This window comes from Rhodococcus sp. Leaf233, from assembly GCF_001426165.1.
GTDB lineage: Bacteria > Actinomycetota > Actinomycetes > Mycobacteriales > Mycobacteriaceae > Rhodococcoides > Rhodococcoides fascians.
The window spans coordinates 471995-498868 of sequence record NZ_LMRO01000008.1 but is presented as its reverse complement, the minus strand read 5'-3'; the positions used below and the strand labels follow the sequence as shown (position 1 = coordinate 498868).

The following is a 26874-nucleotide window of genomic DNA, read 5'->3' as shown; positions in this document are numbered from 1 at the left end:
TCTTGTTTGCGACGAACCTCGGCGTCTGCCGAGCAGCTTCCGAGACGAACACCACCGACCGTGACCGCCCGACCAGTGGTCGATCGACAGCCGGAGCCATTCCCCTTTCATGCAGGTACACCCGAGCGGCACCGATCACGAATCGGCAACCGATTCCGCGGCCCCGAGTTCGGTGTCGGCTCCCGTCGTGCCGCGACCGCCACAGCGCCAGGATTTGAACGGCCTGCGTGGTGTCGCCATCGCTCTGGTGGTCGTGTTCCACATCTGGATGGGTCGGGTGTCGGGCGGAGTCGATGTCTTCCTCACGCTGTCCGGCTTCTTCTTCACTGCGTCGTTGCTTCGATCGGCCGAGGCCGGTGCGAGCCTGAACCCGATCACCCGCATCGTTCGCGTGCTCCGCAGACTCGGACCGCCGCTCGCGCTCACCCTGTTGGCGGTAGCGGCCGCGTCGGTGTTCCTGCTACCGAGGACCCGCTGGGCCGACGTGGGCGACCAACTCGTCTCCGGTGTCTTCTTCTTCGTGAACTGGCAGTTGGCGACGACGGCCAACGACTACCTGGCGGCCGACCCCTCGGTGAGCCCGGTCCAGCACCTGTGGTCCGTCGCGGTGCAATTCCAGTTCTATCTGCTCGCGATTGCCGTCGTGTTCGGTCTGGCGTGGATTCTGCGCACGATGCGACCGGAGGGACCGCGAAGTCTGCGACCACAGACCTTCGCCGTGATCTTCGCCGTCATCGCGGTGTTGTCGTTCGTGTATGCAGCGGACGGTGCTCGACGCCATCAGGCGTGGAACTACTACGACACGGGCGCGCGACTCTGGGAGATCATGCTCGGTGCGGCGGTCGCGGCCACGTTCGCGGCATTCGCCGGCAGAAACACCGGGGCCGATGCCCGCGTGAGTCGGCTGGGATCGACCGCCCGGGGCGCGCTCGCCGCCGGTGCGATGTTCGTCATCGTCGTCTGTGGATTCGTGGTGGACGGCGTGACCGCGTTCCCCGGTCCCCTGGCGCTGATTCCGGTACTGGCCACTGTGGCGCTGATCATCGGAGGCTCGAACACCGTGGTCGCCGCGACGTTGTCCAACCGGTTCTTCGCCTGGGTCGGCTCGATCGCGTTTCCGTTGTACCTGTGGCACTGGCCGCTGTTGATCTTCTACCTGTCGGCCACCGGCAGGACCCACGCGGACATACCCGGCGGACTCGGCATCGTCGGTGCATCGGTCGCACTCGCGTGGCTCACCGTCCGCTTCGTGGAGCGTCCCACGCAGGCCACCACATTCACTCCCGGCCGCATCGCAGTCACGGCCGTCGCCCTCGTTGCTGCCGTGGCGGTGACAGCCGGTTCGGTCGGCTGGAACGCCTACATCGAACGATCGATCTCGGCCGTGCAGGCCGACGAATCGGTCGACGAAGCCACGCACCCGGGGGCGCTGGAATTGACCGACGGCATTCGCGTCGAACCGGCCGAGATGACGCCTCCCCTGTACTCCGCTCCCGAGGATCTTCCCGTCACCACCCTCGAGGGCTGCATCGCGGATTTCGAGACTCGCGACGCGCTGTCCTGTACCTACGGCGACGTCGATGCGGCCCGAACGATCGTGCTGGCGGGGAGCTCACACGCCGAGCACTGGGTGACCGCTCTCGACACTTTGGGGCGGCGGCACGGCTTCAAGGTGGTCACGTTCGTGAAGATGGGGTGCCCGCTCAGCCTGGACACGATGCCGATGCTCGGGCAGAACGAGTACCCGGATTGTCTGGATTGGACCCGGACCGTGCTCGACGACGTCGCATCGATGCAACCGGAATACGTGTTCACCACGGCCACCCGGCCCCGCGACGACTTCCCCGGCGACTTCACCCCGCCCTGGTACGTCTCGGTCTGGCAGCAGTTGATCGCCGACGGTGTCGGCGTCCTCGGTATCAGGGACACCCCGTGGCTCGCGTATCGAGCCATCGACTGCCTGGCCGACGGCGGCTCGGCCACCTCGTGCGGCATCCCGCGAGACGAGGCGCTCGACTCGGTCAACCCCGCTCTGGCGTCCTCGTTCCAGCTGAGCGGATTCTCCGCCCTCGACCTCTCGGACGCGGTGTGCGACGACACCGTCTGTCGCGTCGAGCAGGGGAACGTACTGATCTATCGCGACGAGCATCATCTGACCGCCACCTACGTGCGAACCCTGACCACCGAGCTCGGCCGGCAGCTCGGATCTGCGACCGGCTGGTGGGCCGGACCGTGAGCGGAACGGCTCGCGCTCGGTAAGCCTGGTCCCACCGGTCACAGTAGGGTTGATCCATGCTGCACGACGCCTCCGACGACACGCCCGCCATCGCCGTATGGCCGGGATCCCCTTATCCACTGGGAGCGACCTACGACGGAGCAGGAACCAACTTCGCCTTGTTCTCCGAGGTCGCCGAGGCCGTGGACCTGTGCCTGATCGCCGAGGACGGTACCGAAACTCGTATTCGTTTCGAGGAGTCCGACGGCTACGTGTGGCACGCGTACCTGCCCACGGTCGTGCCGGGACAACGCTACGGCTACCGCGTCCACGGGCCGTGGGATCCGGCTGCCGGACATCGTTGTGATCCCAGCAAGTTGCTGGTCGATCCTTACGGAAAAGCATTCGAGGGGTCGTTCGACGGAGACCGATCGCTCTTCTCCTACAACATCGACATCCCGGCCGCCGAACCCGAGCCCGTGGAGTCCACGGACTCCGCAGCCGCGGATCCACTCGACGCCGACGGCCGGTTCGAGGACGCGGCGGATCTTGCCGATCCGGACGGCGAAATCGTCGACGAGGCCCCGATCGCCCACGACGACGAGCCGAACAACGATTTCCCCCAGCACGATTCGCTGGGGCACACGATGACCACCGTGGTCATCAACCCCTTCTTCGACTGGCAGGCCGACCGCGCGCCGAAGAGGCCGTATCACGAGACGGTGATCTACGAGGCCCACGTCAAGGGCATGACGATCACCCATCCGGACATCCCCGAGGCCGAGCGCGGCACCTATGCCGGTCTGGCACATCCGGTGATCATCGAGCATCTGCAGCACCTGGGCGTCACCGCGATCGAGCTGATGCCGGTGCACCAGTTCATGCAGGACCAGGTACTTCTGGACAAGGGACTGCGAAACTACTGGGGCTACAACACCTTCGGATTCCTCGCGCCTCATGCGGAGTATTCCTCGCATCAGTCGCCCGGTGCCGCGGTGACCGAATTCAAGGCGATGGTCCGTTCGTTCCACGCCGCCGGCATCGAGGTGATCCTCGACGTGGTCTACAACCACACCGCCGAGGGAAACCACATGGGCCCCACCATCAGCTTCCGCGGCATCGACAACGCGGCCTACTACCGACTGGTCGACGGCGATCTCGAGCACTACATGGACTACACCGGGACGGGCAACAGTCTCAATGCTCGACACCCGCACACGCTGCAGCTCATCATGGACTCGCTGCGCTACTGGGTCACCGAGATGCACGTCGACGGATTCAGATTCGACCTCGCATCCACCCTGGCCCGTGAACTGCACGACGTGGATCGGTTGAGCGCGTTCTTCGATCTGGTGCAACAGGACCCGGTCGTGAGCCAGGTGAAGCTGATCGCCGAGCCGTGGGATGTCGGCGAGGGCGGATACCAGGTGGGCAACTTCCCCGGTCTGTGGACCGAGTGGAACGGCAAGTACCGCGACACCGTTCGCGACTACTGGCGCGGTGAGCCCGCGACGCTGGGCGAGTTCGCGTCGCGTCTGACCGGATCGTCGGATCTCTACGAGGCGACGGGCCGTCGCCCCGGTGCCAGCATCAACTTCGTCATCGCACACGACGGCTTCACCCTCAACGACCTGGTCTCGTACAACGACAAGCACAACGAGGCCAACGGCGAGGACAACAACGACGGCGAGAGCCACAACCGGTCGTGGAACTGCGGCGTCGAAGGTCCGACCGACGATCCCGAGATCCTCGATCTGCGTGCCCGCCAGATTCGCAACATCATGGCCACGCTGCTGCTCAGCCAAGGCACGCCGATGATCGCGCACGGCGACGAACTCGGCCGAACTCAGCAGGGCAACAACAACGTCTACTGCCAGGATTCGGAACTGGCGTGGATGGATTGGTCCCTGGCCGAGACCAACGCCGACCTGATCGAGTTCACCCGCAACGCAATTGCGCTGCGCAACGAGCACCCGGTGTTTCGCCGTCGCCGATTCTTCGAGGGCAGGCCCATCCGATCGGGCGAACAGGCACGTGACATCGCCTGGCTCACCCCCGCAGGCGAGGAGATGACTCCCGAGGACTGGGACAGCGGTTTCGGCAAATCGCTCACCGTGTTCCTCAACGGTGAGGGCATTCCCGAGCCGAATCAGCGCGGGGAGCGGGTGGTCGACGACTCGTTCCTGTTGTGCTTCAACGCACATCACGAGACGATCGAATTCGTCACCCCGGACGGAAACTACGCCAAGGAATGGACGGTCGCCCTCGATACGGCAGCGCGCACGGGAGCGGGTGAGAAATCGATCGAAGCGGGTACACCGGTGGAGGTCACCGCTCGATCCCTACTCGTTCTACGAAAGACTGCCTGACTCATGCCGCTGCCCACCAGCACATACCGGTTACAACTGCGGGGCGATGCCTTCACCCTGGCCGACGCCTCGGACGTGGTCGACTACCTGCACGACCTCGGAGTGAGCCATCTCTATCTCTCGCCGATACTGACCGCAACCGACGGTTCGACGCACGGGTACGACGTCACCGACACCTCGACCGTCTCCGCCGCCCTCGGCGGGCGAGATGCATTGACCCGCTTGCACTCTCGGGCTGCCGAGGTGGGCATGGGGATCATCGTCGACATCGTCCCCAACCACGTCGGGGTGGAGGATCCACGACAGAACGCGTGGTGGTGGGACGTTCTGCGGCGCGGTCGTGACTCGGAGTTCGCCACCTACTTCGACATCGACTTCGCAGCCGACAACGGAGTGGACGGCAAGATCGCCATCCCCGTGCTCGGCAGCGCGAGCGATGTCGCCGAGCTCACCGTCGACCGCTCCGAGGACGAGCCTCTACTGGCGTTCTACGAGCACCGCTTCCCCATCGCCGACGGTACCGACGGCGACGACGCCCAGGCCGTGCACGACCGTCAGGCCTACCGCCTCGTCAGTTGGTCCGCCGGGCTGATCGGCTACCGGCGCTTCTTCTCGGTGAACGGCCTGGCCGGTGTCCGGCAGGAAGACCTCGACGTCTTCACCGACTCGCATCGCCAGGTGGCGAGCTGGATCGAGGACGGGCTGATCGACGGTTTGCGCGTCGATCACCCCGACGGCTTGGCCGATCCTGCCGGATATCTGACCGAACTGCGCGGGCTGCTCGGTCCCGACCGCTGGCTGGTGATCGAGAAGATCTTGGCCGACGGCGAACCGTTGGACGAGTCGCTGCCCGTCGACGGCACGACAGGGTACGACGCGTTGGCGGCCGTGGGCGGGATATTCGTCGACCCGGAAGGGGCGCCGGCACTGACCGCACTGTCCCAGGTGCGCTCCGGCATCGCCTACGACGACGAGACGTTGCACGAGACAGAACTCGATCTCAAGACCGCTGTCGCGCGCGGCGACCTGTCCCCCGAGGTGCGACGCCTCGCCCGCGCCGTGGTTCGTGAATCGGGTACCTCCATCGAGCTCGAATCGGTGATCGACGCCATCGTCGCCGTTGTTGCCGCAGTTCCGGTGTACCGCACCGACTACGCGCCGCTGGCCGGTGTGCTTCCGGGTGTCGTCGCCGCCATCGGTGAAGAGCAGCCGGAACTGGCCGGCGGTCTCGACGCTCTGACAACCGCCCTGATCGCCGGTACCGAATCCCCCGTGCGTTTCGATCAGGTGTGCGGTGCCGTCACGGCCAAGGGCGTCGAGGACTGCCTGTTCTACCGCGCCAACCGGTTGATCTCGCTGCAGGAGGTCGGCGGCGATCCCGCTCGGTTCGGTTGCAGCCCAGCGTACTTCCATCTGAAGAACGCCGACCGCGCGAAGCGCTGGCCCGCCGCGATGACGACACTGTCCACACACGACACCAAACGCGGTGAGGACGTGCGGGCGCGTATCGGCGTGCTCTCGCAGACGCCGGAGCTGTGGGCCCGGTCGATCGCCGATTGGGAGGAGCTGGCCCCGAGCCCCGACGGCACCACAGGGATGTTCTTGTGGCAGAACGTCTTCGGTGTCTGGCCGGTCGACGGGGTGATCACCTCGACCCTGCGGGAACGGCTACACGCCTACGCCGAGAAGGCCATTCGCGAGGCCGCTCTCCGTACCACGTGGACCGATCCGGACGAGGAGTTCGAGACTGCCGTACACACGTGGCTCGACGCGATCATGGACGGTCCGGTGGCGCGTTCGATGACGATGCTCGTCGAAAAGCTTTCGCCCCATGGACACTCCGATGCACTCGGGCAGAAGTTGCTCACACTCGTCGGTCCCGGAATCCCGGATGTGTATCAGGGCACCGAGTTGTGGGAGGACTCGCTCGTCGACCCCGACAACCGCAGACCCGTCGACTACTCGGTACGCCGGTCCGTTCTGGCCGGACTGAACGGATCCGCGCCGTCGGTCGATACCGGTGCTGCGAAATTGGCCGTGGTTCGTTCCGCGCTGACGGTACGACGCGAACGGCCTGCGAGCTTCGTCGGCGGTAGTTACACGCCGATCGTCGCGGACGGGGCCGCGGCCGAGCATGTCGTCGGATTTGCCCGAGGTCCGTTGCCCGGCAACTCCGATGTGGTTGCGCTGGCCACGAGGCTGTCCCTCGGTGTGGCCGAGAAAGGGTGGGGCGAGACGACCGTGACGCTGCCCAACGGTCGGTGGCGCGACCGCATCACCGACGTCGAACACAGCGGGACCGTTGCGGTCGCCGAGCTGTTCGCCTCCCTGCCGGTTGCACTTCTGGTGCGCGACAACGAAGGAGAGTCAGCACGATGACATCCTCGACCACTACATCCCCGGCCACGACATCTTCGGCCACCACCCGTGAATTCGCAGTATGGGCACCGACCCCGGAACGAGTACGGCTGCAACTGGACGACGCGGTCCACGACATGGAGCAATCCTCGGACGGCTGGTGGCGAGCAGAGGTGGCCGCCGCCGCGGACAGTCGCTACGGATTCCTCCTCGACGACGCCGAGAAGGCGCTGCCGGATCCACGCTCGCCTCGGCAACCCGACGGTGTGCACGAATTGTCCCAGGTGTTCGAGGTCGATCCGTCGTTGTGGACCGATTCCGCATGGACCGGTCGTCAACTCCCCGGATCGTCGATCTACGAACTCCACATCGGCACCTTCACTCGCGAGGGAACGTTCGACGCGGCGATCGACAAGCTCGATCACCTCGTCGACCTCGGCGTATCTTTCGTCGAGATCATGCCGGTCAACGGATTCAACGGCGTGCACAACTGGGGCTACGACGGCGTCCTCTGGTACACCGTGCACGAGGCCTACGGTGGCCCGGAAGGGTTGCAGCGCTTGGTCGATGCATGCCACGGCCGCGGGATCGGTGTCGTTCTCGACGTCGTCTACAACCATCTCGGCCCGTCCGGCAACTACCTGGAACGCTTCGGTCCCTACATGACCGAAGGGGCCAACAGCTGGGGCCAGGCGATCAACTATGCCGATGCAGACTCGGGCGAGGTGCGGCGCTACGCCCTGGACAACGCGTTGCGCTGGTTCTCCGAGTTCCACATCGACGCGTTGCGTCTCGACGCGGTGCACGCCATCGTCGACCACACCGCTGTGCATCTCCTCGAGCAGCTCTCGATCGAAACGCGCACCCTGTCAGCGCATCTCGGCCGTCCACTCACTCTGATCGCCGAGAGCGACCTGAACGATCCGTCGCTGATCACGGCGCGGTCGGGTGGCGGCTACGGACTCGACGCACAGTGGGACGACGACATTCACCACGCGATCCATGCTGCGGTCTCCGGCGAACGGCAGGGCTACTACGGCGACTTCGGGTCGTTGCAGGGCCTGGCGAACACGGTGCGGCAGGGCTTCTTTCATGCCGGAACGTACTCCAGCTTCCGCGGCCGAATCCACGGGCGACCATTGGACACCCGCCGCATTCCCGCCAGCTCTCTGGTGGCCTACACGACCACCCATGATCAAGTCGGTAACCGTGCGATCGGAGATCGCCCCGGCTTCTACCTCTCCCCCGGACAGCTCGCGATCAAGGCAGCTCTGGTACTCACCTCGCCCTACACTCCGATGCTGTTCATGGGCGAGGAATGGGGAGCGTCGACTCCGTTCCAGTTCTTCACCTCGCACCCCGAACCCGAGCTCGGCAAGGCCACGGCGGAAGGACGCAAAGCCGAGTTCGCCGAACACGGGTGGGACAAGAGCGACATCCCCGACCCACAGGATCCCGAGACGTTCACACGATCGAAATTGAATTGGTCGGAACTGGGCGACGGCGACCATGCCCGACTGTTGGCCGTCTATCGAGACCTACTGGCCCTGCGCCGCGAGCGGACCGAACTGACCGACCCGTGGCTCGACCACGTCAAGGTCGAGTACGACGAGGACGCCCAGTGGATCGCGATTCGCCGCGGCAGCGTCAGCGTGGTGTGCAATCTGTCCGAGTCCGCGGTGACGGTGCCGGTCGGCGGCTCCACACTGCTCGAGTGGGAGCCGACGACCTCGAACGACACCGGGTCTGCCACCACGGTTCCCGGTCACTCCTTCGCGGTACTCGAATCCTGACGAACCCGTAGGTTCACCAGCACGAACACGGCGGTGACCGCAAGGACCACCGCGGTGGCGACGGCCGCAACGTGCATGCCCGAGACGAACGCGGTGTGCGCGGAGTCCAGGAGGACCGTCGCCACCGAGTCCGGTAGTTCACGGGCCACCGCGTCGGCGCCGCCGAGCGTTTCGGCTGCTCTGGCACCGAGCTCGGGTGTGAGCTGCGAGGTATCGATGCCGCGTCGGAAGATGGCCATGACGACCGTGCCGAGGATCGCCACTCCCAGCGCGATGCCCAGCTCGTACGCGGTTTCCGACACCGCGGACGCAGCCCCGGCTCGTTCGGGTTCGACGGCGCTGACCACCAGGTCGGACGTCAGAGTGAGCGCGAAGCCGACGCCGGCACCCACCAGGACGAATCCGGCGATGAACAACGCCGGGCTGGTGTCGGTACCGAGACCGACCAGGATGCCCGCGCCCGCAGCGGCAGCGATCATGCCTGCGCCGAGGACCGTGCCTGCGGTGAAGTACCGAACCAGAACCGCCGCGAGCAATGAGGTCACGATGCTGGCGGCCGTGCCCGGCAGCAACAGCAGTCCGGCTTCGAGCGGGCTGTTGCCCAGGACGAGCTGCAGGTACTGCGAACCGAAGAACAGCACGCCGGCGAGTGCGAACACGGACAGGAAGTTCGTCGCCACACCCGTCGAGAAGGCACGGTTGGCGAACAGCCGGATGTCGATCATCGGGGCGTCCAGAATTCGCTGCCGCCGCACGAACACCACACCGGCGATCATGCCGACGACGGCGGAGACCACGTAGGCCGGGTGAAGGCCGTGCGCTGCGATCTCCTTGACCGCGAACACGATCGGAACGATAGCGAGCATCGACAACGCCGAGCTGGGGAGGTCGAAACGGCCCGGGTTCGGATCCTTGGACTCGGGAATCACCAACGGCCCCAGCGCGATCAGCGCGATCATGACGGGAATGTTGATGAGAAACACCGAGCCCCACCAGAAGTGCTCGAGCAACCAGCCGCCCACGAGCGGACCGGCGGCCGCGCCGCCGCCCGCCATGGCGCCCCAGACGCCGATAGCCGTCACCCGTTGGCGCGGATCGAGGAAGATCGTGCGAATCAAGCCGAGAGTGGCGGGCATCAAGGTCGCGCCGGAGATACCCTGCAGAACTCGCGCCGCGATGAGCATCTCCGGGCTGGTCGAGACAGCCGCAACGAGAGAGGCGATTCCGAAGCCCGCGGCTCCGATCAGCAGTAGGCGACGCCGACCGATCCGGTCACCGAGCGTGCCCATCGTGATGAGCAAGCCGGCCAGTACGAACGAGTACACGTCGATGATCCACAGCAGCTGATTGCTCGACGGTGCCAGATCGGCGCTGATGAACGGCAGGGCGAGATCGAGCACGGTTCCATCGACCGCGATGAGAAGGACGGCAAACGCGAGCACCACCAACCCGAGCCAGTCGCGCGCGGTGGCCCTGGAGGCCGATCCGCCGTCGATCTCGTGCACCGCACCGGTCCGCACGTCGCTCACCATGACTCCATTTCGCCCGCCCGGTCCGCGACCGGGCACATCTTCAATACCAACCGTCCAGCCGGTACAGCACTGAAGACTACCTCGAACCGTCCAGCCGGTAAAGTGAGTTCCATGTCATCTGACACACGCGACCGAATTCTGGATTCGCTCGAGACGCTGCTCCTCGAACACGGCATGACCAAAGTGACCCTGGACAGCGTCGCTGCCGCCGCCGGGGTATCGAAGGGCGGCTTGCTGTACCACTTCAAGACCAAGGACGCGCTGGTCGCTGCCATGGTCCGACGACTCGCCGTTCAGGCCGATCAGCAGAGAGCCGACGCCGGCGCAGGTGGCACCTCCGTGGCGGAGTGGTATCTGCAACCACCCGATTGCATTTCGGAGAAGGAAATCGCGCTCTACCGCTCCACGCTGGCGGCACTGCGCAGCGTCGACGGCAACTCCGGTGAGGTGCAGGACGCCGTCACGGACATGATGCAGCAGTGGGACGAGGGCTTACGTACCGAGATCGACGATCCGGTGCAGGCCGAGATCATCCGACTCGTCGGCGACGGGATATACCTCGGAGCCGTCCTCGACCTGCCCGCCGTCGACCCCGAACTGCACAAGCGGGTGGTCGACCGCCTGCTGGGTCGGTGACTCAGGTCAAGTAGCGGTAGACCGGCGAACCCGGCTCCAGCTGCTCCACCTGAAGGTGCGAGGACCGCATACGTTCGAGGAGGGCCGAAAGGCCGTGCGCCGCACCGAGTTGGATGCCGACGAGCGCGGCACCGGTCTCCCGGTTGTTTCGCTTGACGTACTCGAACAGGGTGATGTCGTCCTCGGGCCCGAGTACCTCGTCGAGAAACCGACGCAGTGCGCCGGGCTCCTGCGGAAAGTCCACGAGGAAGTAGTGCTTGAGGCCGAGGTGGACGAGCGATCGTTCGAGAATCTCGCCGTACCGTGAGACGTCGTTGTTTCCCCCGGACACCAGGCACACGACGGTACTTCCCGGTGCGATGTCGAGGTGCTCGAGCGCGGCGACCGCCAATGCGCCTGCGGGCTCGGCGATGACCCCTTCGTTCTGGTACAGCTCGAGCATTGCGGTACAGACCGCGCCCTCGTCTATCTGGGTGATCAGGAACGCACCGGGGCCGGAACTTTCGAACACCGGCGCGGTGATCAGGGGCAACGATGCATGGGACACCACCGTCGCGCCCAACGACTGCAGCGCCGCGTACGGAACATCGCCGATGCGCCGGACCGCCGCCCCGTCGACGAACGGATCGATATCCGACAGCGTCACCGGCTCACCGGCGATCAACGCAGCGGTCATCGACGCAGCACCGGATGGTTCGACGCCGACCAACGATGTCTGCGGAGCGCGCTCACGCAGGTAGCTCGAGATACCCGCGATGCAGCCGCCCCCGCCGACGGGCATCACCACCACATCGGGTGCGCCGCCGAGCTGATCGACGATTTCCTTGGCGATCGTCCCTTGGCCCGCCACCGTTCGTGGATCGTCGAACGGCGGGACCATGGTGGCACCGGTACGGGCCACATCCGCGGCAGCCGCGGCAGCTGCGGCGTCGAACGTGTCGCCGATGACGATGAGCTCCACGAAGTCGCCTCCGTGCACCCTGATTCGGTCACGCTTCTGCTTGGGGGTGTTGGCCGGCACGTAGATCCGACCTCGCACCTGCATGGACCGACAGGCGAATGCCACCCCCTGCGCGTGGTTACCGGCACTCGCCGTGACCACGCCGACGCTGCGCTCGGCCTCGGTCAGCTGATCCATCAGGTTGTAGGCACCGCGGATCTTGTACGAGCGGACGATCTGCAGGTCTTCCCGTTTGAGGTAGACCGTCGCTCCGGTCTCTGCCGACAGGCGCTCGCACAACTGCAGGGGTGTCGCGGCGACCACCGAGGAAATTCGCATCGCAGCTGCATCGATGTCGGCCGCGGTGACGGCTACCGACGAGGGGTGCTGGGAGGCGAGCTCAGGTGATGAAGACACCAGCACATGCTGCCACCAGCGTGGAACGGTCACCCACTCGGGACCGTTCCACGGGCAGGCCGATCGCGCTCAGGCGCGAGCGAGGACGAACACCGGGATCTCCCGGTCTGTCTTCTTCTGGTAATCCGCGTAATCGGGGTAGACCGCGACCGAACGCTCCCACCACACGGCTTTCTCGTCGCCGGTTACCTCCCGAGCGACGTAATCATGCTTTTCGGGTCCGTCCTGCAGCTCCACCAGCGGCTCGGCTTTGACGTTGAAGTACCAGACGGGATGCTTCGGCGCACCGCCGAGGGAGGCCACGATGGCGTACTCCCCATCGTGTTCCACCCGCATCAACGGCGACTTGCGCAGCTTCCCGCTCTTGTTTCCCTTGGTGGTCAGCAGCACGACCGGCATCCCGTTCATCGTCGTGCCTTCGGTTCCGCCGGAGTTCTCGTACAGCTCGGCCTGCTTGCGGGCCCAGTCGGATGAACTCGGTTCGTATTCTCCTGTCAATGGCATGGTTTCAGTCAACACCCACGGCCGCCGGGACGCCACCGAATCTCGGTCGTCGCAGGTCGGAACCGTGAGTTCGGTGGACCGAATCTTTGCGTGGGTATAGTCTGAACTTCACCCGCCGGACACCCGAATCATCGAACCGGACGGGCGTACCCGAGGAGGACGCGATGACCTACACGAGCAACCAGGTGAGCCGTCGAACTGTCCCCGTCCTGCGCACGGTCGATGTCGCCGGCGTCGATTGGCCTCTGTACAAGCTCGAGTCATTGGCGATCGGGCTCGTCGTATTCGTCGCCACCCTCGCGCTGGTCGGATCACTGCAGGCAGCCGTCCTCGGCGGCGCGGCAGTCGCAGTCGCCGCGTGGTGGACTCTCCGATTGACCGAGGTCCACCCCGCCCGGACCGGCTCACCCCGTCAGGCAGCCGGGCCCCAGTAGCGCCTTCAGGTCTCCCATCAGCGCCGACGTCGGCGTCACCCGCAGACTGTCGTCGAGCTTCATCGTGGTGATCTTGTCGCCACTGACCAAACGTAGATGGACGTCCGAGGTCCCCGGGTGGCTGATCAACACCCGCTTGAGTGCGCCGACCTTGTCGGCCGTGCACAGTCGCGTCGGCAAACTCACCGCGAGCGGCTTGTCGATACCGATCGCCGAAAGATCCGGCACCGCAAGATCGTTCGCAATCAACGACACCCGGTCGTCACGCACCGACACGCGCCCCTTGACGAGCACCACCGAGTCCTCGGTGACGTCGGCACCGAACACCGAGTAGGCCTGTGGGAAGAACAGCACCTCGATGCCGCCGGCAAGGTCCTCGAGCTGAGCCGACGCCCACGTCAGACCGTTCTTGTTGATCCGCCGGTTCACCGAGGCCAGAATTCCGCCGACGGTGACCTGAGTGCCGTCCTTGATGTCCCCTTCGAGGATCGTCGGGATGTTGCAGTCGGACTTCGCGGCCAACATGTGCTCGACACCGAGCAGCGGGTGGCCGGACACGTAGAGACCGAGCATCTCGCGCTCGAGGGCCAGACGGTGCTTGGACTCCCACTCCTCGTCCGGCACGCGGACGTTGAACACCGAGGAAATGGACTCGTCGGCGTCCTCACCGCCGAACAGATCGAACTGTCCGATCGCCTCGGCCTTCTTGGTGCCCATCACCGCATCGATCGCGTCGGCATGGATCAACATCAGACCCTTGCGCGGATGATCGAGAGAGTCGAAAGCGCCTGCCTTGATGAGAGATTCGGTGACCTTCTTGCTGCACGCGATCGCGTCGATCTTGCCCAGGTAGTCCGAGAAATCCGTGTATTTGGACTTCTCCGACCGCGCTCTGATGATCGATGCGACCACGTTCGTGCCGACGTTGCGCACCGCGCCGAGACCGAACCGGATGTCCTTGCCCACCGATGCGAAGTTGAGCTCGGATTCGTTGACGTCCGGTGGCAGCACCGTGATGCCGAGCTTGCGGCAGTCGGCCAGGTAGATCGCGGCCTTGTCCTTGTCGTCACCGACACTGGTGAGCAGGCCGGCCATGTATTCGGCCGGGTAGTTGGCCTTGAGGTACGCCGTCCAGTACGAGACCAGGCCGTAGCCGGCCGAGTGCGATTTGTTGAACGCGTAGCCGGCGAACGGGAGCACGGTGTCCCACAGCGCCTTGATGGCGGCCTCGGAGAAGCCGTTGTCCAACATGCCCTGCCGGAATCCGGCGTAGGCCTTCTCGAGCTCGGAGAGCTTCTTCTTTCCCATGGCACGACGCAGCAGGTCGGCCTGACCCAGGGTGTACCCGGCGACCTTCTGCGCGAGCTGCATGATCTGCTCCTGGTAGACCACCAGGCCGTACGTCTCGCCGAGAATCACCTTGAGCGGCTCTTCGAGCTCGGGGTGAATCGGCTTGACCTCCTGCCGCCCGTTCTTGCGGTCGGCGTAGTCATTGTGCGAGTTCATGCCCATCGGACCCGGGCGGTACAGCGCGAGCACGGCGACGATGTCCTCGAAACCGGTGGGCTGCATGCGGCGCAGCAGGTCTCGCATCGCGCTGCCGTCGAGCTGGAAAACACCGAGAGTGTCTCCGCGAGAAAGCAATTCGAAGGTCGCCGGATCGTCGAGCGGCAACGCGTCGAGATCGATGTCGATGCCGCGATTGGCCTTGATGTTGTCGATCGCGTCGCCGATGACCGTGAGGTTTCGCAGACCGAGGAAGTCCATCTTCAGCAGGCCGATGGCCTCGCACGACGGGTAGTCCCAGCCGGTGATGATCGCGCCGTCCTGGGCGCGCTTCCACACCGGGATGGCGTCGGTGAGCGGCTCCGAGGACATGATGACCGCGCAGGCGTGTACGCCCGCGTTGCGGATCAGGCCTTCGAGGCCCTTGGCCGTCTTGTAGATCGTGGCCACGTCGGGGTTGGAGTCGATGAGCGCTCGGACCTCGACGGCCTCCTTGTAGCGCTCGTGCGACGGATCGGTGATGCCGGCCACCGAGATGTCCTTGGCCATGATGGGCGGCGGCAGGGCCTTGGTGATCTGATCGGCGATGCCGAAACCGGGCTGGCCGAACTGCACACGTGCGGAGTCCTTGATGGCAGCCTTGGTCTTGATGGTGCCGAAGGTGATGACCTGCGCAACCCGGTCGCTACCCCACTTCTCCGTGGCGTAGCGCACCATCTCACCGCGACGACGATCGTCGAAGTCGATATCGATATCGGGCATCGAGACGCGCTCGGGGTTGAGGAATCGCTCGAAGAGCAATCCGTGCGGGAGCGGATCGATGTTGGTGATGCCCATGGCGTAGGCAACCAGGGATCCGGCGGCGGAACCACGGCCCGGTCCGACGCGGATGCCGACCGCTTTCGCGTGGTTGATGAGGTCGCCGACCACGAGGAAGTAGGCCGGGAAGCCCATCTCCAGGATCACCTTGATCTCGTACTCCGCTCGCGCGAGGTAATCCTCGGCCGGACCGTCGGGGAACCGACGTTCGAGTCCGGTCATGACCTCGTGCCGCAGCCACGTTCCCTGCGTGTATCCCTCGGGAACCGGGAAGATGGGCATCCGGTCGCGGTGCGCCCACACCTCGTCGTAGGGCTGGACTCGCTCGGCGATGAGGAGCGTGCTGTCGCAGGCACCGGGTACCTCGTCGTCCCAGAGAGCACGCATCTCGGCGGCGGACTTGAGGTAGTAGCCGTCGCCGTCGAACTTGAAACGAGTGGGATCGCTGAGCGTCTTACCGGTCTGGATGCACAGCAGAGCCTCGTGGTTCTCGGCGGCGTCCTTGGTGACGTAGTGGCAGTCGTTGGTGGCCAACGGCGGAATGGACAGCTTCTTGCCGATGTCGAGCAGGCCCTCTCGGACTCGCCGCTCGATGGACAGACCGTGGTCCATCAACTCGAGGAAGAAGTTGTCCGGGCCCCAGATCTCCTGCCACTTGGCCGCGGCCTCGAGGGCTTCGCGGTCCTGGCCCAGACGTAGGCGCGTCTGAACCTCACCGGACGGGCATCCGGTGGTGGCGATGATGCCCTCCGCGTGCGAAGCGATGATCTCCTCGTCCATGCGGGCCCACTTGCCGAGTTGACCCTCGATGGACGCGAGCGAGGACAGCTTGAACAGGTTGCGAACGCCGGTCGCGTTCTCCGCCACCATCGTCATGTGCGTGTACGCACCGCTACCGGAGACGTCGTCGGACTTCTGGCTTCGATCGCCCCACAGCACGCGCTTCTTGTTGAATCGGGATTCGGGAGCGATGTAGGCCTCGATACCGATGATCGGCTTGATGCCGGCCTTCTTGGCCTCGTTGTAGAACTCGCTGGCTCCGTACATGTTGCCGTGGTCGGTCATGCCGACCGCCGTCATCTCCAACCGCGCCGCCTCGGCGAACATGGCCCCGATCTTGGCGGCACCGTCGAGCATCGAATATTCGGTGTGGTTGTGCAGATGAACGAACGAATCGGCCACGAAGGTTCTCTCCTGAAGGTCGTGCGTTTTCGAAAATACGAGCCGCGAATGCACCCACTCTAGGCGGTGGAACCGACAGATTTTTCAGGCCGACGGTGTGTCCTGGGAGGACGTGACGGGTGTGACGAACGAGACTGAAGTTGCCTCATTCGGCGGGAACCGGACCGTCGTCCGGCAGCGGCCCGACGACGTCGATGTTCTGCGGAAGCAACGGCTCGACGGCGAACTTCCCGGACACCGCGTCGGCCGGAAGTGCCTCCACCGCCCGCACCCCGTCGCGGCCTGCCAGCTCGCTCAACTCGGCCGCGGTGCCCCGCACGACCACCGTCACCACGCATGCGCATCCGGCCAGCAACCGGCGCTGCGACACCGCGTCTATCTGCGCCTGCCTGTCCCCTGCGCCGAACGATTCCTGGATCTGGCCGGCAGCACGCGCGGTCGCATTCAGTACCGACCGTTCACTGCCGGGAACACCGACCGTGAGGATCGGAGTTTGCACGCGATCGAGCGGTACTCGAAAGAGCACCATCGAGATGCGCACGCCGTTCGCGGCGGCGTAGGCCTGTTCGGCGGTGAATTCACGATCGAACGACACCGATCCCCAGCGAGGTTCGGCATCGTCGTCGAGCAGGCTCTCCTCGGCGCGAGCCACATAGTCGGTCACCTGCTCGCCGCTGTCCGGGCCGAGCCGGTCGGTTCCCACGCGTAGTTGCCGTTGCGGGTTCAGATGGCCGACGACAGCCAGGCCACCGACCGCCAGAGCGATCGTGACGACGGCACCGACCACACCCGAAAATCCGCGCATCACGCCTTCCGAAGCACCTCGAGAGCATGTTCGAGGTCTGCCGGATACTTGCTTTCGATCTCGACCCAACGGCCGTCGGACGGATGCGCGAAGCCGAGCGAACGCGCGTGCAGCCACTGACGTTCCAGGCCCAACCGTTCGGCCAACCGCGGGTCCGCCCCGTACGTCAGGTCGCCGCAACACGGGTGTCGCAGCGCCGAGAAATGGACGCGGATCTGGTGTGTGCGTCCGGTTTCCAGATGAACGTCCAGCAGGCTCGCGGCCTGGAATGCCTCGACCGTGTCGTAATGAGTGACGCTGGGCTTGCCGTCCGCGCGGACGGCGAACTTCCAGTCGTTGCTGCCGTGCCGTCCGATCGGAGCATCGATGGTTCCACTGCTCGGATCCGGATGTCCCTGCACCAGGGCGTGATAACGCTTGTCGATCGTACGAGCCTTGAACGCCCGCTTGAGCACGGTGTATGCCCGCTCCGACGTCGCGACCACCATCACCCCGGACGTTCCCACATCGAGTCGGTGCACGATGCCCTGACGCTCGTGCGCGCCGGACGTGGAGATTCGGAAACCGGCGGCCGCGAGGCCGCCGATGACGGTCGGCCCGGTCCAGCCCACACTGGCGTGCGCGGCGACGCCCACCGGTTTGTCGACTGCCACCACGTCGTCGTCGGCGTAGAGAATCTCCATACCTTCGACCGGTTCGGCCTCGATAGTCAGCTCACGTGCAGGTTCGGGCAGAGTCACTTCGAGCCACGACCCACCCGAGAGGCGATCGGACTTCCCGACGGCACTGTGATCGACCAGCACCGAACCCTCTTCGGCCAAGGCTGCGGCGACCGTACGCGAGAGCCCGAGAAGTCGCGCCAGGCCGGCGTCGACGCGCATGCCGTCCAAGCCGTCGGGCACCGGCATGGAACGCGATTCCCTCACGAGTCGGCCTTCTGCGGGGCATCGGACGTGGACTTGGTCACCCGTTCGCCGTTGGGCTCGAAACCGAACAGGCTGAGCGCGACGAGCAGGATGGCCCCGCACACGATGGACGAGTCGGCGACGTTGAACACCGGCCACCAGCCCACCGATACGAAATCGACCACATGACCCTGGAACGGGCCCGGTGCGCGGAAGAACCGGTCGATCAGGTTGCCCAGAGCGCCGCCGAGAACCAGACCCAGCCCCAGCGCCCACCACGGCGAACGCAGCGTTCGACCGATCTTCACGACCCCGATCACCACGGCCACGGCGACCAGCGTCAGCAACCAGGTCATTCCGGTGGCCATGGAGAACGCCGCACCGGGATTGCGCACCAGCCGCAGAGTCACGACGTCGCCGATGATCTCGATCGGGTTTCCAGGCTTCACGTAGTGCACCACCACGATCTTCGTGATCAGGTCGAACAGCAGAATCACTGCCGCGATCGCCACCAGGAGTCGGGTACGCAGAGGTGCGGCGGGCCGAACCGCAGCACTGTCGGCACCGGACACCTGCTCGTCTGCAGCCTCGTGGGGGTCGGGGGTTGCACTGGTCTCGGTGGTCGGATCGTCGGGTCGGTCGTCACTCACCCGTCCATCATGGCGCATCGACAACCGTCGGTCCGCATCCGAGCCGCGTGGTAGCGGTCTGCGCACCCGGTGTCATCAGTAGCCTGGTGCCCGTGAAGTCGACCGATCGCACCCGCACCGTCCGCTCCGGCTTCGTGGCCGCCTCCTGCGCAGTGGCTCTACTGGCCGGATGCTCGAGCGGTGATTCGGATCCCGCACCCGAACAGACCCCGGCTTCGAACGAGGTCACGATCGCGGTGACGCCCACGACCACCACCGTCGTCGATCCCGGTAGCGAGCCACGGCGCGCGCTCACCTTCGACAGCTCCGACGCGGACGCGCAGAACCAGAGCGTCGACCTCACCACCACCTCGACCGTGCAGCAACAGATCAATGCTGCTGCGCCGCAAGACTTCTCCAGTCCGGAACTGACCGTGCCGCTGACTGCCTCGACGTCCGACACCGTCCCGGACGAGGACGCGTCGAGCGGGGCCACCACCTCCGTCGAGCTGACCATCGGAGCCGCGACGTCACCGGACGCGGGACTGACCGACGCACTCTCCGCATCCGAGGGATCGACTGCGCGATTGGCCAGGACCGATTCCGGAGCGATCACCGCCCTGCACATCACGCCGGCCGACGATGCCCTAGATACCGCCCGCGCCGCGATCGAACGCTCCTTGAACGCGGCGGTGTACCGATCCATCGACTTTCCCGACGCGGAAGTGGGGGTCGGCGCGGTCTGGACCGTCGATCAGCAAGTGCTCAGTGGCATCACACTGAACCAGCGCACCACGGTCACCTTGCGTGCACTCGACGGCGACCGCGCGACCCTCGACGTGGCCATCACCCAGACGCCCGAATCGTCGGTGTGGAATCTGCCCGACAATGCGGGCACGCTCAACATCGCGTCCTACACCTTCACGGGCGCGGGAACACTCGATGTCGATCTCTCCCGACCACTTCCGGTCGGAGGTTCGATCACCGCAGGCGGCGAGCAGATGTACACCGACCCCGACAGCACCACGGTGCTCCGGCAAACCGTCGGCGATTCGATCACCTGGACCGCCCGATGACGCGCGCTGCCACCCGAGTACTGGCGACGTTGTCGATTCTCGGGATCGCTGCCACCGGATGCAGCACGAACGAGCTTGCCGAAACGGCCACGCCTGCCGTCACCACCGTCGCGGCTCCCGACCCGCTACGCGGTCCGCCGATCACCGATCCGGCCGCGCTGACTGCCGCGATGCTGGGGCTCGCAGACCTGCCGGACGGCTTCTCCTCGATTCCCGATCCGGTTCGTGATCTGGGGTTGGATCCGGCACCGGAGTACGACTCGCCTGATCGCTCGAGCACCGACCCGGCCGAGTGCGCCGCCGTCCTCGCGCCGGTATCGCAACAGCAGGCCGGAGCCGCGTCGAGCGCGGTGGTCCGCTTCTCCGGTCCGAATTTCTCGTCGATCGACGAGGACGCGGCGAGCTATCCCGTGCCGGGAGCCGCCGAGGCTTTCGCGAACATTCAGCGAGCGTGGGCCGAGTGCTCGACGTTCACCGGAACCGACGCGGACGGTATCGGCGTCGACTACTCGGTGGCGGGGCGTGACCAAGCGACCGTCGGCGACGCGTCCGCATCGATTCGACTGACCACCACGAGCGAGGGCTTCACGCTGGTCTCCGACGTCGTGGTGGCGGTGGTCGACTCGACCGTGGTGCAGATCGTCGTCTCCGACCAGAGCGGACTGGAACCGGAGACCGTCACCGCCGTCGCGGGGTCTGCAGCGGATCGCATTCGATCGGCCGTGCCCAGCGCCTGACCGCCGTCCCTACACAAGACGAACTGCCGGTGACTCCCTCGAAAGAAGGTGTCACCGGCAGTTCGCCGTTGGTCAGAGACGATCGGCAGGACTCAGGGTGCGGGGCACGCCGGGCTGGTCAGCTGCGCGAGAGACACGATGCCGCAGGCGTTCTCCTTGGAGAGCTTCCACACACCGTCCTCGGGGACGAACTTGAACGTGCCGGGGTTGGCCTGGCCGTTGAGGGTGATGGTGATACCCGCGTTGAGCTCACCGGTGCCCAGATCGTCGATGCTGGTGATCTCGATCTGTGCGTTATTGGCCACAGCAGCGGCGGCAACCTGGTTGATCAGACCCGGATCCTCGGACGCACCCTGGATCAGAGCAGCCTTCTCCTCGACCGGAACGTTGGGATCGAGTCCGCGGTTGAGCTCGGTGTTGAGCTGCTCGACGGTGGGCACCGGCGGGTAGTCCCCGCCCGCGGGTGCAGCACTCGCGGTGGTGGTGGCAACCGTCGTGGTCGTGGCCGTCGTGCCGCCGTCTTCCGAGCTGCAGGCAGACATGGTCAGTGCACCGGCGATGGCGATACCGGCAACCATGGCCCGTCGGGTGTTGCGAAGCTTCAAGTGCTTGTCCTTTTCACTCTGAGTCACGTATCGATCGTTCTGTGACTCGTCGGTCGTCTGTATGGGGGTCGTCTCGGACCGAGTCCACTATGTCAGCTCGACTCGCCCGAGTCACAACGCGAAGGCCATACCTGTGAAACCTCACAGAGTTTCCTCAGCCGCGCCACAACTCACGCCAAGCTGTCCAGAACATCGGCCACGACCAGGTCGGTGTCCGATTCTGCAAAGGTGCGGGCCGTTCCCGGACCGGTGGTCCGTGTCTCGAAACGGACCGTCACCACCGAGTGTCCCGCGCCCTGCACCCACCCGTGACCGTACCGAACATGCCGAACGTCCATACCCGGCTGCCACCGCGGACCGTCCTCGACCACGGCGAGATTCGCGGTCTCCTCCGTCGCGGGTAACGGCTCGTCCGGGACCGGAGCAACCGGCTCGTACTCGAGTTCGGGGAACAACGATCCTTGCCGAACCGCGGACAGACCGGCGAGGCCTACACCGACGAGCCGGATCGGTCCGACATCCACCGGATCGACCGCCAACCGCTGAGCAGTGGCCACGATCGTCTGCTTGTCCACCGTCGCGTAGGGCAATGTCGCCGATCTGGTGATGATGCTCATGTCGGACTTACGCAACTTGAGCACGACCGTGCGGGCCCCCCGGCCGTCCTTCAGCAACCGGCGATGAGTCGACTCGACGATGGACTCGATCGCCGGGCGTAGTTGAGCGAGAGTCGTAAGGTCGTTCGCGAACGTCGTCTCGGCACTGACCTGCTTGGCCTCGGCCCGCTCGGCCACCACCCGGTTGTCGATGCCGCGCGCCAGCTGATGCAGGCTCGGGCCCATGGTCGCACCGAGAATCGACGCCACTTCCGACTCGGGCGTAGCCACGAACTTGCCGATGGTGTCGATCCCCAAGCGGTGCAACCGTTCTCCGGCAACAGGGCCGATCCCCCACAACTTGCGCACCGGCAGATCGGCCATCAACTCGGCCTGGATGCCGGGCGCTACCACCGTGATTCCATCGGGTTTGGCCAGACCCGACGCGATCTTGGCGATCTGTTTCCCGGACCCGGCACCGATGGAGGCGACGAGCCCGGTCTCTGCCAGTACCAGCGCCCGCAGATCGGCACAGAAGCGCTCGACCTCGGCCACCGTCGCACCCGCCAGCTCGAGCGGCTCGCCGAAGGCCTCGTCGATCGAGAGCTGTTCCAGCACGGGCATGCGCACCCGAAGCGCCTCGAAGGCACGTCTGCTCAGCTCCGAGTACAGCGGGAACCGCGGCGGCAGGACCACTGCGCTCGCACCGACGAGTCGACGGGCCTGGTGCATCGGCATCGCCGAACGAGCCCCGAACGCCCGGGCCTGATAGCTGCACCCGGCCACCACGCCTCTGCCGCCTGCACCGCCGACCAGCACCGGCCGACCCCGCAGCGTCGGCCGCGTCAGCTGCTCGGCGGACGCAAAGAACGCGTCCATGTCCAGATGCAACACCCAACGCCGGCTCCGCAGAGTCCGATCGACACTGTCGGGCATGGTCAACGACGGCCGTCGGGCGGCTCGAACGGGGCGTCGGCACCGAAGCCGAGCACACGTGCGGCCCGCTCCGGTCCGGGATCGGACCACCGTGCGGAGTACTGCTCGGTCGTGGTCAGCGACCGTGTGTGTGCACGATCGATGTACAGCGTGCCGGCGAGGTGATCGCTCTCGTGGGCCACGATCCGTGCGGGCCAGCCACGCACCACCTCGTCGATCTCGCGGCCGGTCTCGTCGGTACACACAAGCCGGACTTCCGCGGCGCGAGTGACGACGGCCTGATACCCCGGCACACTGAGGCAGCCCTCGTAGAACGAGGCAGTGCGTCGTCCTACCGGGGTGTACCGTGGATTGATCAACGCTCGGAACGACAACGGGGTGCGCTCCCGGACCCGGGCGACGCCCTCCGCGACTTCGAAGAGATCCTCGATCACCGCGATCTGCAACGGAATTCCGATCTGCGGGGCAGCAAGGCCGACACCGGGCGCGTCGTGCATCGTCGCGCGCATCACCTCGATCAACTCCGTCAACACATCACGCTCGAGCTGACCGGTGTAGCGCAGCGCCGGGGCACGCAGCACCGGATGGCCGGCGGCGACGATGGGAACGACGCCGCCACGAGCCTCGGAGAGGCGCTCGTGGACGGCATCGACCACCTCCTCCTCGGTCACGACGACCCGGTGCCCCTCGCTCATATGCCCTCGGTCACGACGACTTCGTGATCGCTGCCCGAACTCCCTCACCGAGATCGCTGCCGTCGTCGCCGACCGAGCCGTCGACCAGCGACAACGCGAGTACTTCGCGCGCGATCACATCCCGATGAGCGTCCAGCCACGCCCGTCGATGTTCGGGTACCTCGATGACGATGTCGATACGGTCGGACACATCGAGTCCGTGGCTACGACGCGCATCCTGCAGCTCACGGATGCGGTCCTTGGCCCAACCCTCGGCCTCCAGCTCTTCGGTGACCGCCGAATCGAGCACCACGAGTCCTGCGTTCCCGGGCAGCGGTGCCGTCGATTCCGGCTCCGCGGCAACGAGTCTGCGGGTGTACTCCTCGGGCAGCAACGCGATGCCTGCGGCGCTCACGACACCGTCGGCATCTTCCGACCAGTCACCGGCCTTGACTGCCTTGATGACCTTCTGGACATCCTTACCGATCCGCGGACCGGCAGCGCGTGCGTTCACGACGAGCTCGAATTTGCCGTGCACGGCAACGTCTTCGGTCAGATCCACCTTCTTGACGTTGACCTCGTCGGCGATGATGTCGAGGAACGGACGCAGCCGCTCGGCGTCGGCGGCCGCGACGGTCACCTCGGGCAGCGGCAGCCGCACGCGCAGATTCTGTGCCTTACGCAGACCGAGCACCGTGGAGCACACGGTACGAACCTCGTCCATGCTGTCGACCAGCTCCGGGTCGGACGGCAACTCGTCGGCCGTCGGCCAATCCGTCAGGTGCACCGATCGGCCACCGGTCAATCCGCGCCAGACCACCTCGCTGATCAACGGCAACAACGGAGCGGCGATGCGGGTGAGCACTTCGAGCACGGTGTGCAGGGTGTCGATCGCGTCGGCGTCCTCGCCCCAGAAGCGTGAACGCGACCGTCGCACATACCAATTGGTCAATGCGTCACAGAACGTACGCAGTTCGTCGCACGCCCCGGCGATGTCGTTCCCTTCGAGCGCATCGGTGATCGCATCCCGCGTGGCGGACAGTTTGGCAAGCACGTACCGATCGAGAACGTGCGGAGAATCGGTCCGCCACTGCCCCGGCGTCGACGCGTAGAGCTGCAGAAAACTCCACGCGTTCCAGATCGGCAACAGCGCCTGCCGGACTCCCTCGCGGATGCCCTGCTCGGTGACGATCAGGTTGCCACCGCGCAGGATCGGCGACGACATCAGGAACCACCGCATGGCATCCGAGCCGTCGCGGTCGAAGACCTCCTTGACGTCCGGGTAGTTCCCCTTCGACTTACTCATCTTCAGACCGTCGTCACCGAGCACGATGCCATGGGCAGCAACAGTTTTGAAGGCAGGCCGGTCGAACAAAGCAGTCGCGAGCACGTGCAGGGTGTAGAACCAGCCGCGCGTCTGACCGTTGTATTCGACGATGAAGTCGCCCGGGTTGTGCGTCTGGAACCACTCCTCGTTCTCGAACGGGAAGTGCACCTGTGCATACGGCATCGAGCCCGATTCGAACCAGCAGTCCAGCACCTCGGGAACGCGACGCATGGTCGACTTGCCGGTCGGGTCGTCCGGGTTGGGACGCGTCAGGTCGTCGATGTACGGCCGATGCAGATCGGTCGGACGCACACCGAAGTCACGCTCGAGTTCGTCCAGGCTGCCGTACACGTCGAGACGAGGGTAGGCGGGGTCGTCGGACGTCCAGGCCGGGATCGGGCTGCCCCAGTACCGGTTTCGGCTGATGTTCCAGTCGCGGGCACCTTCGAGCCACTTGCCGAACTGACCGTCCTTGATGTGCTCGGGCACCCAGGTGATCTCCTGGTTGAGCTCGACCATCCGATCGCGGAACTTGGTGACCGCGACGAACCACGACGGAACCGCCATGTAGATCAGCGGCTGACCACTACGCCAACTGTGCGGGTACGAGTGCTCGATGGTCTCGTGCCGCAGCAAGCGGCCCGAGGCCTTGAGATCCTTGATGATCACCGGATTGGCGTCGAACACCATCAGGCCCTCGTAGGGCGGCACCAACGACGTGAATTTGCCGCCCGCATCGAGCGGTTGCACGACCTCGATACCGTTCGCGGTGGCGACGTCCATGTCCTCCTCACCGAATGCCGGTGCGAGATGGACGATTCCGGTGCCGGAGTCGGTGGTGACGTAATCGGCCTCCAGAACGCGATGCGCATTCTCGTGGCCGAGGAAGAAGTCGTAGGGCGGTGCGTAGGCGAGGCCGACCAACTCCGCGCCGGTGTGCTCCGAGAGCACCTCCGGCTCCTCCCCCAGTTCCTTCGCATAGTGCGCGAGTCGGGCAGAGGCGAGCACGTAACGCTCACCGTCGGCACCGCGGACCTGAACGTAGTGCACCTCCGGATGCACCGCGATCGCGAGGTTCGACGGCAGAGTCCACGGAGTGGTGGTCCAGATCAGTGCGTTCGCGCCGTCCAGGGGTGTGCCCGGTGCCGTCAGGGGCATGGTGACGGTGACCGCGGGATCCTGACGCATCTTGTACGCGTCGTCGAGCCGGGTCTCCTGGTTGGACAGCGGCGTCTGCTCGTACCAGCTGTACGGCAGCACTCGGTAGCCCTGGTAGATCAGGCCCTTGTCGTGGAGCGTCTTGAACGCCCACATGACGGACTCCATGAAGTCGACGTCGAGGGTCTTGTAGTCGTTGTCGAAGTCGACCCACCGCGCCTGCCGAGTGACGTAATCCCGCCACTCGTCGGTGTACTGCAACACCGATTGCTTGCAGTAGGCGTTGAACTTCGCCAGGCCCATCTCGTCGATCTCGGACTTGTCCTTGATGCCGAGTTGCTTCTCCGCTTCCAATTCGGCGGGAAGGCCGTGGCAGTCCCACCCGAAACGACGCTCGACCTTCTTGCCGCGCATGGTCTGGAACCGGGGCACGAGATCCTTGACGTATCCGGTGAGCAGATGGCCGTAGTGCGGCAGACCGTTGGCGAACGGAGGTCCGTCGTAGAAAACGAATTCCTCGGCATCGGCGCGGTTGTCGATGCTGGCGCGGAACGTGCCGTCCTCGGCCCATTCGTGCAGCACGATACGCTCGAGATCGGGAAACGGAACGCTTCCCGATCGACCTTCGGCCAGATCCACCAGCGGGTACGACGCGTTCTCGGTGCGTGCGCTCGAATCTGTCATATCTGTCTCCTCCGTGCCGGACGCGTACAGGACGCGA

General features: G+C 65.4%; 19 protein-coding genes. 8 read left to right on the top strand and 11 right to left on the bottom strand.

Annotated elements, in window-relative coordinates:
• Window positions 1–109 precede the first annotated feature (109 nt).
• Genes ASH04_RS10235 through treZ form a run of 4 tightly spaced genes read left to right on the top strand, consistent with a single transcriptional unit; the run spans window position 110 to window position 8735 of the window.
• Window positions 110–2236, top strand: coding sequence for an acyltransferase family protein (locus tag ASH04_RS10235; RefSeq protein WP_032387825.1), 2127 nt, complete (start codon window positions 110–112; stop codon window positions 2234–2236).
• Between the two features lie 56 nt (window positions 2237–2292).
• Window positions 2293–4584 carry a glycogen debranching protein GlgX gene (gene glgX, locus ASH04_RS10230; RefSeq protein ID WP_032387826.1) on the top strand — a complete coding sequence of 764 codons (2292 nt, stop codon included), beginning with the start codon at window positions 2293–2295 and terminating at the stop codon, window positions 4582–4584.
• 3 nt (window positions 4585–4587) lie between these two features.
• Window positions 4588–6963, top strand: a complete 2376-nt coding sequence (treY, locus tag ASH04_RS10225; RefSeq protein ID WP_057473420.1) for a malto-oligosyltrehalose synthase — start codon at window positions 4588–4590, stop codon at window positions 6961–6963.
• Window positions 6960–8735: a malto-oligosyltrehalose trehalohydrolase gene (gene treZ, locus ASH04_RS10220; protein ID WP_082519214.1), complete on the top strand. Its 1776-nt coding sequence runs from the start codon at window positions 6960–6962 to the stop codon at window positions 8733–8735. Before treY ends, treZ begins: the two co-directional genes overlap by 4 nt.
• Here treZ and ASH04_RS10215 read toward each other — a convergent pair.
• Complete coding sequence (locus tag ASH04_RS10215) at window positions 8708–10264, bottom strand: MFS transporter (RefSeq protein WP_235579981.1); 1557 nt, start codon at window positions 10262–10264, stop codon at window positions 8708–8710. The two genes, treZ and ASH04_RS10215, sit on opposite strands and share 28 nt — an antisense overlap.
• Before the next feature lie 114 nt (window positions 10265–10378).
• Between ASH04_RS10215 and ASH04_RS10210 the strand changes: the two genes are divergently transcribed.
• The gene (locus tag ASH04_RS10210; protein WP_027497323.1) at window positions 10379–10903 is read left to right on the top strand and encodes a TetR/AcrR family transcriptional regulator; all 525 of its coding nucleotides are present in this window, start codon (window positions 10379–10381) and stop codon (window positions 10901–10903) included.
• Between the two features lies 1 nt (window position 10904).
• On the opposite strand, the gene ilvA is transcribed toward ASH04_RS10210, so the two are convergent.
• Together ilvA and ASH04_RS10200 are read right to left on the bottom strand one after the other, a co-directional pair.
• A complete protein-coding gene (gene ilvA, locus ASH04_RS10205) occupies window positions 10905–12260 on the bottom strand; it encodes a threonine ammonia-lyase IlvA (RefSeq protein WP_032370420.1) in 1356 nt (451 codons plus the stop codon).
• A gap of 69 nt (window positions 12261–12329) precedes the next feature.
• A complete protein-coding gene (locus ASH04_RS10200; protein ID WP_027497325.1) occupies window positions 12330–12764 on the bottom strand; it encodes a nitroreductase family deazaflavin-dependent oxidoreductase in 435 nt (144 codons plus the stop codon).
• A gap of 164 nt (window positions 12765–12928) precedes the next feature.
• Between ASH04_RS10200 and ASH04_RS10195 the strand changes: the two genes are divergently transcribed.
• Window positions 12929–13198: a hypothetical protein gene (locus tag ASH04_RS10195; protein WP_057473418.1), complete on the top strand. Its 270-nt coding sequence runs from the start codon at window positions 12929–12931 to the stop codon at window positions 13196–13198.
• Here the strand turns inward: ASH04_RS10195 and dnaE are convergent.
• The 4 genes from dnaE to lspA all read right to left on the bottom strand — a co-directional run bounded on the left by dnaE (window position 13169) and on the right by lspA (window position 19083).
• Window positions 13169–16705 (bottom strand): DNA polymerase III subunit alpha, encoded by a 3537-nt coding sequence (dnaE, locus tag ASH04_RS10190; RefSeq protein ID WP_057473417.1) that lies wholly within the window; start codon window positions 16703–16705, stop codon window positions 13169–13171. The genes ASH04_RS10195 and dnaE overlap by 30 nt on opposite strands.
• Before the next feature lie 145 nt (window positions 16706–16850).
• Window positions 16851–17510 (bottom strand): hypothetical protein, encoded by a 660-nt coding sequence (locus ASH04_RS10185; RefSeq protein ID WP_057473416.1) that lies wholly within the window; start codon window positions 17508–17510, stop codon window positions 16851–16853.
• Window positions 17510–18436, bottom strand: coding sequence for an RluA family pseudouridine synthase (locus tag ASH04_RS10180; RefSeq protein WP_027497328.1), 927 nt, complete (start codon window positions 18434–18436; stop codon window positions 17510–17512). Before ASH04_RS10180 ends, ASH04_RS10185 begins: the two co-directional genes overlap by 1 nt.
• Window positions 18433–19083 carry a signal peptidase II gene (gene lspA, locus ASH04_RS10175; protein ID WP_080729936.1) on the bottom strand — a complete coding sequence of 217 codons (651 nt, stop codon included), beginning with the start codon at window positions 19081–19083 and terminating at the stop codon, window positions 18433–18435. Before lspA ends, ASH04_RS10180 begins: the two co-directional genes overlap by 4 nt.
• A gap of 74 nt (window positions 19084–19157) precedes the next feature.
• Between lspA and ASH04_RS10170 the strand changes: the two genes are divergently transcribed.
• Together ASH04_RS10170 and ASH04_RS10165 are read left to right on the top strand one after the other, a co-directional pair.
• Complete coding sequence (locus ASH04_RS10170) at window positions 19158–20120, top strand: hypothetical protein (protein ID WP_235579980.1); 963 nt, start codon at window positions 19158–19160, stop codon at window positions 20118–20120.
• A complete protein-coding gene (locus tag ASH04_RS10165; RefSeq protein WP_057473415.1) occupies window positions 20117–20857 on the top strand; it encodes a hypothetical protein in 741 nt (246 codons plus the stop codon). The genes ASH04_RS10170 and ASH04_RS10165 overlap by 4 nt, the downstream gene beginning before the upstream one ends.
• Window positions 20858–20949: 92 nt before the next feature.
• On the opposite strand, the gene ASH04_RS10160 is transcribed toward ASH04_RS10165, so the two are convergent.
• From ASH04_RS10160 to ileS, 4 genes are all read right to left on the bottom strand, one after another.
• Window positions 20950–21435, bottom strand: a complete 486-nt coding sequence (locus tag ASH04_RS10160) for a hypothetical protein (protein WP_230591182.1) — start codon at window positions 21433–21435, stop codon at window positions 20950–20952.
• A 197-nt stretch (window positions 21436–21632) separates the two neighbouring features.
• On the bottom strand, window positions 21633–22994 hold the full coding sequence (locus tag ASH04_RS10155) for a DNA polymerase IV (protein WP_057473414.1): 1362 nt from the start codon (window positions 22992–22994) through the stop codon (window positions 21633–21635).
• Between the two features lie 2 nt (window positions 22995–22996).
• Window positions 22997–23689, bottom strand: coding sequence for a peptide deformylase (locus ASH04_RS10150; RefSeq protein ID WP_082519213.1), 693 nt, complete (start codon window positions 23687–23689; stop codon window positions 22997–22999).
• A gap of 10 nt (window positions 23690–23699) precedes the next feature.
• On the bottom strand, window positions 23700–26837 hold the full coding sequence (gene ileS / locus ASH04_RS10145) for an isoleucine--tRNA ligase (RefSeq protein WP_057473485.1): 3138 nt from the start codon (window positions 26835–26837) through the stop codon (window positions 23700–23702).
• Between the last annotated feature and the right edge of the window lie 37 nt (window positions 26838–26874).

Excerpts from the sequence above, each read along its gene's own strand:
- ASH04_RS10150 (WP_082519213.1), bottom strand. The coding sequence starts at position 23,689 with ATGAGCGAGGGGCACCGGGTCGTCGTGACCGAGGAGGAGGTGGTCGAT.
- ASH04_RS10160 (WP_230591182.1), bottom strand. The coding sequence starts at position 21,435 with ATGGTTGCCGGTATCGCCATCGCCGGTGCACTGACCATGTCTGCCTGC.
- glgX (WP_032387826.1), top strand. The coding sequence starts at position 2,293 with ATGCTGCACGACGCCTCCGACGACACGCCCGCCATCGCCGTATGGCCG.
- treY (WP_057473420.1), top strand. The coding sequence starts at position 4,588 with ATGCCGCTGCCCACCAGCACATACCGGTTACAACTGCGGGGCGATGCC.
- treZ (WP_082519214.1), top strand. The coding sequence starts at position 6,960 with ATGACATCCTCGACCACTACATCCCCGGCCACGACATCTTCGGCCACC.
- ASH04_RS10165 (WP_057473415.1), top strand. The coding sequence starts at position 20,117 with ATGACGCGCGCTGCCACCCGAGTACTGGCGACGTTGTCGATTCTCGGG.
- lspA (WP_080729936.1), bottom strand. The coding sequence starts at position 19,083 with ATGCGCCATGATGGACGGGTGAGTGACGACCGACCCGACGATCCGACC.
- ileS (WP_057473485.1), bottom strand. The coding sequence starts at position 26,837 with ATGACAGATTCGAGCGCACGCACCGAGAACGCGTCGTACCCGCTGGTG.
- ASH04_RS10210 (WP_027497323.1), top strand. The coding sequence starts at position 10,379 with ATGTCATCTGACACACGCGACCGAATTCTGGATTCGCTCGAGACGCTG.
- ASH04_RS10195 (WP_057473418.1), top strand. The coding sequence starts at position 12,929 with ATGACCTACACGAGCAACCAGGTGAGCCGTCGAACTGTCCCCGTCCTG.
- ASH04_RS10155 (WP_057473414.1), bottom strand. The coding sequence starts at position 22,994 with ATGCCCGACAGTGTCGATCGGACTCTGCGGAGCCGGCGTTGGGTGTTG.
- ASH04_RS10235 (WP_032387825.1), top strand. The coding sequence starts at position 110 with ATGCAGGTACACCCGAGCGGCACCGATCACGAATCGGCAACCGATTCC.
- ASH04_RS10185 (WP_057473416.1), bottom strand. The coding sequence starts at position 17,510 with ATGCGCGGATTTTCGGGTGTGGTCGGTGCCGTCGTCACGATCGCTCTG.
- ASH04_RS10200 (WP_027497325.1), bottom strand. The coding sequence starts at position 12,764 with ATGCCATTGACAGGAGAATACGAACCGAGTTCATCCGACTGGGCCCGC.